The sequence below is a fragment of the Pseudomonas sp. BT-42-2 genome (genome assembly GCF_025847435.2).
GTDB lineage: Bacteria > Pseudomonadota > Gammaproteobacteria > Pseudomonadales > Pseudomonadaceae > Aquipseudomonas > Aquipseudomonas urmiensis.
Genome location: NZ_JAOYTM010000032.1, coordinates 1 through 11,835, shown reverse-complemented (window position 1 = coordinate 11,835; position 11,835 = coordinate 1). Strand labels below are relative to the sequence as shown.

Here is an 11,835-nt window from a genome sequence, read left to right as displayed (position 1 = left end):
GGCAAGCCCGCTCCCACGGGCAGCGTGGGAGCGGGCTTGCCCCGCGATAGCGTCAGCACAGGCGACACGTTTGTGCGCGGATCAGATCAACCCACCCCCCTCATCCTCTTCGATCAGGTTGTTCAGGCTGCCCAGGGCCTTACGCGCCGTTGAACGGTTGAGCAGCTTGGACTGCGCCCCCACCGGCAGGTCGGTGATGCTTATCACCCCCTTGCTGGTGAGCACCTCGATCAAGTCCTCGAGCACCCGGATCATGTCCAGATCGCTCTGTTTGAGCTGCTTGAGGCTGTTCTCCACGAGATCGTCAGCAAACCACTCCTGAATTTCGGCATGGTCGGCCGGAAGCATTTCCGTGTAGTGCTCAAACGGGGCCGCTTCTACCCGCAGCAACTGGCCGTCGATGTCGCGTTGCACGTAGAACATGGCGTCCTCCCACAGCATGGTGATCCCTTCTGATTAACAAGCAGCATAGGCAATGTTCTGCGCCAGTGATCCGCTGCCAGCCCATCAGCTATTCGAGTTGTCGATCTTGATCGTCGGGTCGGCCCCGCTGATCAACGAATTGATCGTGGTATTCGACCAGTTGACCCCTTCCAGCTTGATCGACACATCGACGTTGGCCAGCCCGCCTGCCGCATTCAATTTTCCTTCGGTACTGATCTGCAGAGTCGATTCGCCGCCCACCGTAGTGATCTTCAGGTAGTTGTCGATGGTCGTGCCACGTTCGGCCTGGAGCAGGTCGCTCAAGTCCAGACGGTCCCCTTCGGCGGGCTTGAAGTCCTTGATCACGTCGTTGCCGAGGTCGCCGGCCTTCCACACAAAGGTATCGGTCCCGGCGCCACCGCTGAGGATATCGTTACCCTTGCCGCCGATCAGCGTGTCGTTACCGGCGCCGCCGAACAGCACGTCATTGCCTTCACCACCGAGCAAGGTGTCATTGCCGGTGCCGCCAAGGAGGATGTCGTTGCCCTTGCCACCATCGATGTAGTCGTTACCGCCCTGACCGAAGATAATATCGTTGCCGGCTCCGCCCATCAGTGTGTCGGCGCCGTCATTGGCCCGCGAGATATCGAACTCGGTGTAATGCTCGGTGACGTACTGGTGCATCAGCCGTGCATCGACTTCGCCGGCATCGACCCCCAGCTTGGTCGCGACAAACGCCTGGATCGCCTCGACCCCGGTGCCGGGAATCGAATCGAATGTCACCAGGTCGCCGAAGATGATGTCGTGACCATCGCCGCCGTCGACTTTATCGGCTCCAGGTTGGGTGACTTCGGTATGGCCGAGGATGGCTTCGGCCAACTTGCTCGGGTCGATGTTGGTCTGCGGCGTCTTGTCCGAATCGTACGGCTTGAGGTCATCCTTGTTGATTTCGCTGTTCAGACCGATGGCTTCGACCGACGACAGCGCCGAGAGAATCAGGAAACTCGCCGTCGAGTTGTTCAGGGTGGCGTCGCTGCTCGAATTGCCGGTACCGGCGCGGTTGGACAACTCGTAGCCGCCGTTACCTTCGGCACGGATCATGCCGGTGGTCACGGTGTTCCACTTGTAGCTCCAGGTGAAAATGTCGAAGCTGCCGCGGGTCTGTGCAGTCAGGTTGCCGCTGCTGTCGATCGACACCCGGTTGGTGGTGTCGAGCTGATAGTTGGTGACGGTATCACCAGCTTTGTAGTTGATGGTGGTGAGGAAGGTGTCGAGCTTGACGCTGCTGTTGGCCAGGTTCGGGTTGGCCTGCTCGCCGCTCTGATAGTAGGTTGGCTGGCCGTCGGTGATGAAGAAGGTCTGGTTGCTGCCGGTATTGCCGGCATCCTTGAGGTTCTGGAACCAGTTGGCCGTGGTCTTGAAGGCGTCCTCGTAGTTGGTGCCGCCGTCGGAGCTGAGGGTCTTCAGAGCGTCGAGCAAGGTCTGCAGCCCGGCGTCGTTAAGTTTGACCGCCACGGTACTCTTGACCTGGGTGGCGAAGTCGACCAACAGCACGTTGACCGTACCGGACTGCGCACCCTTGACGCTGGCCGCCAGCGTCTTGAACACCGACTCCATGGATTTTTTTGCCGCATCGACGCCGGCTGAACCCATGCTGCCGGAGGTGTCGACAATGAAGGCGATGTTGTAGTCCTTGCCGGCGACCACGTGCAGGCCGGTCACGTCCGCCACCACCAGGTCATTGTTGAAGGTGCCGCTCACGGTGTCGTTGTCGCTACCCAGGTTGCTGGTGGTATAGGTCTGCGGATAGACCGTGACCTTGAGTGTGCCTTCGTTAGTCGCCGTGCTGCCGCCGACGGTTTCTGTCGAGGTCGAGCTGACCTTCACGTCGAACTGGCCGTAATAATAGGCCGGTGGCTTGATCGCCAGGCTGCCTAGGTTCCAGCCGCTGACATCGACCGCCGTAGCGCCCACGGTGAGGCTGTGGCCGGCGTTGTCGCTGAGCACTGAGCCTGCCGGAATTCCGCTGAGCTTGACGCTGAGGGTCTCGGAACCGTCGGTGTCGGTCAGGCTCGAGCTGATACCGACCAGCTTGACGCTGCCGTTCTCGGGCCCTTCGTTGAGCTTGAAGCCGTCGTAGTAGCCCTGGCCGTTGCTGCCATGCAGGTCGGAAACGCTGACCCCGGCGTTCTCCAGTGCGGTGACGTTGGGGTACATCGGGATGGCGGTGCTGTTGAGGTCGCCCACCGTACCACTGCCCACCTTGACGTTGACGTCGTAGCTGCCCGGGCCGGACTGGTTGGCATGGTAGATCTCCAGCGTGTAATAACCGCTGACGCTTGGTGTGTAACTACCAGCCACGGTACCGCCGGCGCCCCAGGTGGCGGTGACCACGTTCTTGCCGCCGATGGCCACCAGCAGGCTGTCGTCGGCGCTGCCGCTGAAGGTGTAGGTCTTGCCGGCTTCGAGGTAGATCAGGCCGGAGGTCTTCGAGCCGGAGCCGCCAGCCACGCTAGCGTCGGACTGCACGTTGGTGGTGGTCTGGCTACTGCTGGCTTTGCCTGAGTTGGCGAACACCGTTTTCAGCGCATCGCCGGTGATGCCATTGCCGTTGGTCCCTAGGCCAGTCAGGCTGGTCCAGGTCTCTTTGGTCAGGCCCAGCGAGTTGACGGTGTTGTTGCCGATGTTCAGATCCGGTTTGTCGGCCACCGGCGTGATGTCCACCTTCAAGGTGGTTTCGCTGCCAGGGGTGACGCCATCGGTAGGCTTGTACTTGATCTGAGCGTAGTCGGCCTGCTTGTTGCCTATCCCAGTCCCGCCAAAGCCGTCGGCACCAGACTGGTTGGCCAGCGGTACGAACTTGAGCTTGCCCGCGGCGATGTCGGCCTGGCTGATGGTCTGGTTGACGCTGACGTTGACCCACGCCGTGCCGTTGTTGAACTTCAGGCTGCCCAAGTCAGGCAGCTTGGTGATGGTCACGCCCAGGCTCGACAGGCTGCTGTCGACATCGCTGACGTTGAAGTTGCTCCAGCTCAGCACCAGCTCGGTGTCCTCGGTACCGGTGGCGGCGCCACCTGTGGACACCGGCGCGTCATTGACCGCCACCACGTTGACTGTGGTGGTCGCGGTATTGGAGGTGTTGACCCCGTCGGTCACCGTTACCGTAATCACCCGTGGCGTGGTGCTGGGATCTTCGCTGGTATTGCTGAAGGTGATGTTCTTGATCGCCTGCATGTAGTCGGCCAACGTTGCGTTGCCGCTCAGGCTAAGCACCACTTTGCCGTCGCTGATGGCGGTGGTGACAGTGATGCCGTTGACATTACTGCCCAGGTTGAGCACATCTCCTGGCTGGCGGTTGCCCAGGGTGACGGTGGCACCAGTGAGCTGAGCGCTGTCGAAATCGGTGATCGAGACATCCAGGTCACCGATCGAGACACCACTCTGGTTCTCGCTATAGCTGGTCTGGAAGTCGGCGCCGGTCTTGCCGCTAGAGTCGTTGCCGTCCAGGTCCAGCACGGGCGCTGGTTCGTAGATCTGGGTGGTGACGCTGCCGGCATTGGCGTTGACCACCAGGCCTTCAAAGTTGCCGCCGGTGGCCGAATCGATCTTCACCGTCAACTGCTCGGTGCCCTCGCTGACGTTGTCCTGAAGGGTGGGGATGCTAAAGGTGGCCTGGGTGCTGCCCGCCTTGATCACCGCCGTGGCGACGCCGGTGTAATCGGTGCCGTTGCTGGCAGTGCCCGAGTAACTCAGCTTGACCGTGACATCGGTTTGCGCGGCATTGCTCAGCGTAAGGGTATAGGTGGCGCTGCTGCCTTCAGCCACCGCGGCGGTGCCACTGATGCCCAGGGTGGTGGTGCTGATCGTGTCGGTAACCGCGGTGACCGCTGGGGAACTGACCACCGCAAGGTTCTCGAAGTTACCGCCGCTGGCGCCAGTGATGCGGGTGCTGATGGTGGTAGCGTCGAGATAGGCGTCATCCGCAGGCGCAGCCACGGTGACACTGCCGGTTGTCTGGTTGGCGCCGATGGTGATGGTCTGGCCGTTGCTCAGGGTGACCGTGACCGGAGTACCGGCAGGGTTGGTCAGGGTTGCGGTGTAGACGATGCTGCCGCCTTCGGCGACGGTCGGGGTGGCGCTGAGGGTGACTGTAGTGGTGTCCGGCAGATCGGTCACGCTGGTGCTGACAGGCGTCTTGTTGGCCACCAGGTTCTCATAGTTGCCGCCGCTGACGTTGGTGATGCTGTTGGTGACCGGGGCATGGCCTTGATAGACGTCATTGCTCACCGGCGTGCTGACAGTCCCCGAGCTTTGTCCAACGGCAATGGTAATGGTCTGGCCGTTGGCCAGGCTTACCACGACCGGGGTACCGGTTACCGGGGCAGTAACACTGGCGGTGTAGATGATATTGCCCGCCTCGACGACCGAGGGCGTGGCGGTCAAGGAGACGGTTGAGGTGTCGACCGTGTCGCTGACGTTGGTCACTGCCGCATTGCCGTTGACCGCGAGGTTCTCGAAGTTGCCGCCCGAGACATTGGTAATCCGCGCGCTTACCGTGCCCGCATCGATGTAAGGGTCATCCGCGGGCGCAGCGACCGTTACGCTGCCGGAAGTCTGGTTGGCGCCGATAGTGATGGTCTGGCCGTTGCTTAGGGTCACCGTGACCGCTGTGCCGGCTGGGTTGGTCAGGGTCGCGGTGTAAACGATGCTGCCACCCTCGGCCACGGATGGCGTGGCTGACAGCGAGACGGTGGTGGTGTCTTGCGAATCGGTCACGCTGGTGCTGACCTGGGCCGGATTGCCGACCAGGCTCTCGTAGTTGCCACCGCTGACATTGGTGATGCTGTTGGTGACCGGGGCGTGGCCTTGATAGACATCATTGCTCACGGGTGTGCTGACAGTGCTGGAGCTCTGGCCAACCGGGATGGTAATGGTCTGGCCGTTGGCCAAGGTCACCACGACCGGGCTGCCGGTGACCGGCGCATTGACGCTTGCGGTGTAAAGGATACTGCCGCCCTCAGCCACCGAAGGCGTGGCCGTCAGAGACACGGTTGAGGTGTCGATGGTGTCGGTAACCTGGGTCACCACAGTTGCCCCGTTGACCGCCAGATTCTCGAAGTTACCGCCTGAAGCACCGGTGATTCGCGCGCTGACCGAGCCGGCATCGATGTAAGGGTCATCCGCTGGCGCCGCGACCGTCACGCTGCCCGAAGTCTGGTTCGCGGCGATGGTGATGGTCTGGCCGTTGCTCAAGGTAACCGTCACCGGCGTGCCGGCCAAATTGGTCAGGGTCGCGGTATAAACGATGCTGCCACCCTCGGCCACGGATGGCGTGGCCGATAGCGATACAGTGGTGGTGTCCTGCAAGTCGGTGACCGACGTGCTGACCTGGGCCGGATTGCCGACCAGGCTCTCGAAGTTGCCACCGCTGACATTGGTGATGCTGTTGGTGACCGGGGCGTGGCCTTGATAGACATCATTGCTCACGGGCGTGCTGACAGTGCTGGAGCTTTGGCCAACCGGGATGGTGATGGTTTGGCCGTTGGCCAAGGTCACCACCACCGGCGTGCCGGTCACCGGCGCATTGACGCTTGCGGTGTAGACGATGCTACCGCCTTCCGCCACTGAAGGCGTGGCAGTCAGAGTGACCGTGGTGGTGTCCTGTACATCAGTAACGCTGGTGGTAACCGGTGCCGGGTTGCCAACCAGATTCTCATAGCTGCCGCCACTTACTCCCGTGATGTTCGTGGTTACTGGTGCATGGCCCTGGTAGACATCGTTGGTCACCGGGGTGCTGACGGTGTTGGAGCTTTGGCCAACCGGGATGGTGATGGTCTGGCCATTGGCCAAGGTCACGATCACAGGGCTACCGGTGACCGGTGCATTGACCGACGCGGTGTAAACGATGCTGCCGCCTTCCGCCACCGAAGGCGTAGCATTCAGGGTGACCGTGGTGGTGTCCTGCACATCGGTGACAGTGGTAGAAACCGGTGCCGGATTGCCAACCAAGTTCTCATAGCTGCCGCCACTCACTCCCGTGATGTTCGTGGTGACCGCAGGATGTCCCTGATAGACGTCGTTGCTCACCGGTGTGCTGACAGTGCTGGAACTCTGGCCAACCGGGATAGTGATGGTTTGGCCATTGGCCAAGGTCACGATCACCGGACTACCTGTGACCGGCGCATTGACCGAAGCGGTGTAAACGATGCTGCCGCCCTCAGCGACCGAAGGTGTGGCGGTCAGGGTGACCGTGGTGGTGTCCTGGACATCGGTGACAGTGGTAGAAACCGGCGCTGGGTTGCCGACCAGATTCTCGTAATTGCCGCCACTGACGTTGGTGATGTTCGTGGTTACTGGTGCATTGCCTTTATAGACATCATTGCTCACCGGAGTGGTGACAGTGCTGGAGCTCTGGCCAACCGGGATGGTGATGGTTTGGCCGTTGGCCAAGGACACAACCACCGGGCTACCGGTGACCGGCGCATTGACCGAAGCGGTGTAAACGATGCTGCCACCTTCCGCGACCGAGGGTGTGGCGGACAGGGTGACCGTGGTGGTGTCCTGCACATCGGTGACAGTGGTAGAAACCGGCGCTGGGTTGCCGACCAGATTCTCGTAATTGCCGCCACTGACGTTGGTGATGTTCGTGGTTACTGGTGCATGGCCTTGATAGACATCATTGCTCACCGGAGTGGTGACAGTACTGGAGCTCTGGCCAACCGGGATGGTAATGGTCTGGCCGTTGGCCAAGGTCACCACAACAGGTGTACCTGTTACCGGCGCTCCGACCGAGGCGGTATAGGTGATGCTGCCGCCTTCAGCCACAGTCGGGCTCGCAGTGAGCGATACGGTCGAGGTATCTACAGTATCGGTAATGTTGGTCACTGCCGGAGCATTAATGATTGCCAGATTCTCGAAGTTGCCACCCGTAGCAGTGGTGATCCGCGCGCTGACCGAGCCGGCATCGATGTACGGGTCATCGCCCGGCGCAGCCACAGTTACACTGCCCGAAGTCTGGTTTGCGGCGATGGCGATGGTCTGGCCGTTGCTCAAGGTAACCGTGACCGGCGTGCCGGCGGGATTGGTCAAGGTCGCGGTATAGACAATGCTGCCGCCTTCAGCGACCGAAGGCGTAGCCGTCAGGGTCACCGTAGTGGTGTCCTGTGCATCGGTAACGCTGGTGGTAACCGGTGCCGGATTACCAACCAGACTCTCGTAGTTGCCGCCGCTGACACTGGTGATGCTGTTGGTGACTGGGGCATGCCCCTGATAGACGTCGTTGGTCACCGGCGTACTGACAGTGCCAGAGCTTTGACCGATTCCAATGGTAATGCTCTGGCCGTTGGCCAGGGTCACGACCACCGGGCTGCCGGTGACCGGAGCCCCGACCGAAGCGGTGTAGACGATACTGCCGCCTTCGGTTACCAATGGTGTAGCAGTAAGGGTAACGGTGGTGGTGTCCTGAATATCGGTCACGGCAGTGGAGACTGACGCCTGATTCGCGACCAGGTGCTCGTAACTGCCGCCGCTGACATTGCTGATGCTGTTGGTGACCGGAGCGTGGCCCTGATAGACGTCATTGCTCACTGGCGTGCTGACAGTGTTGGAGCTCTGGCCAACCGGGATGGTGATGGTTTGGCCGTTGGCCAAGGTCACCACCACCGGGCTGCCGGTAACTGGCGCTCCGACCGATGCGGTGTAGACAATGCTACCGCCCTCGGCCACTGATGGCGTCGCGGTTAGCGTGACCGTGGTGGTATCGCGAACATCGGTCACTGTCGTGGAAACTTGTGCCGGGTTTCCGACCAGGCTTTCGTAGTTGCCACCGCTGACATTGGTGATGCTGTTGGTGACCGGGGCATGGCCTTGATAGACGTCATTGGTCACAGACGTGCTGACGGTGCTAGAGCTCTGGCCAACCGGGATGGTGATGGTCTGACCGTTGGCCAAAGTGACGATGACAGGGCTACCGGTGACCGGCGCAGTCACGCTGGCGGTGTAGACAATGATGCCGCCTTCGGCCGCCGATGGCGTAGCGGTCAACGACACGGTGGAGGTATCCACGGTATCGCTGATAGTCGTTACCGCAGCAGCCCCATTGACCGCTAGATGCTCAAAGTTACCGCCCGACGCACCGGTGATCCGTGCGCTAACCGAGCCTGCATCCAGATACGGATCATCGCCGGGCGCCGCGACCGTCACGCTGCCTGAAGTCTGGTTGGCGCCGATAGTAATGGTCTGGCCGTTGCTCAGGGTAACTGTGACCGGGCTGGCGGCTGGATTGGTCAAGGTTGCGGTGTAGATGATGCTGCCACCCTCGGCCACGGAGGGTGTGGCCGACAGTGAGACAGTGGTGGTGTCCTGCGAATCAGTAATGGTCGTGGAAACGGAGGTTGGATTGCCGACCAGATTCTCGTAGTTGCCCCCACTGACGTTAGTGATGCTGTTGGTAACCGGGGCGTGGCCTTGGTAGACATCGTTGCTCACAGGCGTGCTGACAGTGCTTGAGCTCTGACCAACTGGGATGGTGATGGTCTGACCGTTGGCCAAGGTCACTACCACCGGGCTGCCGGTGACGGGCGTTCCAACCGAGGCGGTGTAGACGATGGTGCCGCCCTCGACTGCCGAAGGCGTGGCGGTGAGTGTCACTGTGGTGGTGTCCTGCACATCCGTGACGCCAGTCGTGACGGGTGCAGGGTTGGTCACCAGATTCTCATAGTTACCACCACTGACGTGGCTGATGCTGTTGGTGACCGGAGCATGGCCCTGGTAGGTGTCATTGCTGACGGGCGTGCTTACGGTGCCAGAACTTTGGCCTTCGGCAATCGTGATGGTCTGACCATTGGCCAACGTCACGACAAGGGGGCTGCCGGTTACCGGTGCGGTCACGCTGGCGGTGTAGATAATGCTGCCGCCTTCGGCGACCGATGGCGTCGCTGTCAACGACACGGTCGAGGTGTCGACGGTATCGGTGACCTGGGTCACCACCGTTGCGCCATTGACCGCGAGATTTTCAAAGTTACCGCCTGAAGCCCCCGTGATTCTTGCGCTGATCGCGCCGGCATCGATGTACGGGTCATCGCCTGGAGCTGCGACCGTCACGCTCCCTGAGGCCTGGTTGGCAGCGATGGTGATGGTTTGACCATTGCTCAGGGTGACGGTGACAGGCGTACCGGCTGGATTGGTCAGGGAGGCGGTGTAGATGATGCTGCCGCCCTCGGCGACTGATGGAGTGGCTGACAGCGAGACGGTAGTGGTGTCCTGCGAATCGGTCACACTGGTGCTGACCTGGGCAGGGTTGCCCACCAGGTTCTCGTAATTGCCACCGCTGACATTGGTAATGCTGTTGGTGACCGGCGCATGCCCCTGGTAGACGTCATTGCTGACTGGCGTACTCACCGTTCCGGAGCTCTGGCCCACGGCGATCGTGATGGTTTGGCCGTTGGCCAAGGTGACTACCACCGGGCTACCAGTGACTGGCGCGGTCACGCTGGCGGTATAGACGATGCTGCCGCCTTCGCCGACTGTCGGTGTCGCGGTGAGGGACACGGTCGAGGTGTCGATGGTATCGCTGACCTGGGTAACCGCTGGCGTGGCATTGACCGTCAGATTCTCGAAGTTGCCACCCGACGCGTTGGTGATTCGCGCACTGACCGACCCTGCGTCGAGGTACGCATCATCCGCTGGTGCTGCGACCGTGATACTGCCGGACGTCTGGTTGGCGGCAATGGTGATGATCTGCCCATTGCTCAGGGTAACCGTCACCGGCGTGCCGGCCGGGTTGGTCAGGGTGGCGGTGTAGACGATGCTGCCACCCTCGGCGACGGCGGGCGTGGCTGAGAGGGAAACGCTGGTGGTGTCCTGTACCGATGTGACGTTGGTCACCACCGGTGCCTGGTTGGCGACCAGGTTCTCGTAGTTGCCACCGCTGACCCCAGTAATGTGGGTAATGACCGGCGCATGGCCCTGGTAGACGTCGTTGCTCACCGGCGTGCTGACCGTGCCGAAGCTTTGCCCGACGGCAATGGTTATGCTCTGGCCGTTGGCCAGAGTGACGACCAGCGGGCTGCCAGTGACCGGTGCGTTCACGCTGGCGGTGTAGACGATCGCCCCGCCTTCAGCGACTACTGGGGTCGCGCTCAGGGATACCGTCGAAGTGTTGATGGTATCGGTGACATTGGTAATCGCCGGCGCGCTATTGATCGCAAGCGACTCGAAATTACCACCCTGGGCGTTGGTGATATGAGTACTGACCGGCCCAGCATCGAGGTAGGGGTCGTCGCCTGGCGCGGCGACTGTGACACTGCCCGAGGACTGGTTGGCAGCAATGGTTATCGTCTGGCCATTGCTCAGAGTGACGGTTACCGGTGTACCGGCGGGGTTGGTCAGGGTAGCGGTGTATACGATGCTGCCGCCTTCGGTGACGGATGGAGTCGCTGACAGCGAGACGGTAGTGGTGTCCTGCATATCGGTCACGCTGGTGCTGACCTGGGCCGGGTTGCCGACCAGGTTCTCGTAATTGCCACCGCTGACATTGGTGATGTGGTTGGTGACCGGAGCGTGGCCCTGGTAGACATCGTTGGTCACAGGTGTGCTGACGGTGCTGGAGCTTTGGCCAACCGGGATGGTGATGGTTTGGCCGTTGGCCAAGGTCACCACGACCGGGCTGCCGGTGACCGGCGCATTGACGCTTGCGGTGTAGATAATGCTGCCACCTTCCGCGACCGAGGGTGTGGCGGTCAGTGTAACTGTCGTGGTGTCCTGCACATCGGTAACGCTGGTAGTAACCGGTGCTGGGTTGCCGACCAGATTCTCGTAATTGCCGCCACTGACGTTGGTGATGTTCGTGGTTACTGGTGCATGGCCTTGATAGACATCATTGCTCACCGGAGTGGTGACAGTGCTGGAGCTCTGGCCAACCGGGATGGTAATGGTTTGGCCGTTGGCCAAGGTCACCACCACCGGCGTGCCGGTGACCGGCGCATTGACGCTTGCGGTGTAGATAATGCTGCCACCTTCCGCGACCGAGGGTGTGGCGGTCAGTGTAACTGTCGTGGTGTCCTGCACATCGGTAACGCTGGTAGTAACCGGCGCCGGATTACCGACCAGATTCTCATAGCTGCCGCCACTCACTCCCGTGATGTTCGTGGTGACCGCAGGATGCCCCTGGTAGACGTCGTTTGTCACTGGCGTAGTGACAGTGCTGGAGCTTTGGCCAACCGGGATGGTGATGGTCTGGCCGTTGGCCAAGGTCACCACGACCGCCGTGCCGGTGACCGGTGCATTGACCGAAGCGGTGTAAACGATGCTGCCGCCCTCAGCGACCGAAGGTGTGGCGGTCAGGGTGACCGTGGTGGTGTCCTGGACATCGGTGACAGTGGTAGAAACCGGCGCTGGGTTGCCGACCAGATT

The 11,835-nt window shown here is 61.3% G+C and carries 2 protein-coding genes; both read right to left on the bottom strand.

The features are described from left to right. Positions 1 to 81 precede the first annotated feature (81 nt). Positions 82 to 423: a tryptophan synthase subunit beta gene (locus OIU19_RS25040; RefSeq protein WP_264237266.1), complete on the bottom strand. Its 342-nt coding sequence runs from the start codon at positions 421 to 423 to the stop codon at positions 82 to 84. A gap of 84 nt (positions 424 to 507) precedes the next feature. After that, a partial coding sequence (locus OIU19_RS25035; protein ID WP_372353348.1) for an immunoglobulin-like domain-containing protein occupies positions 508 to 11,835 on the bottom strand: 11,328 nt, incomplete at its 5' end.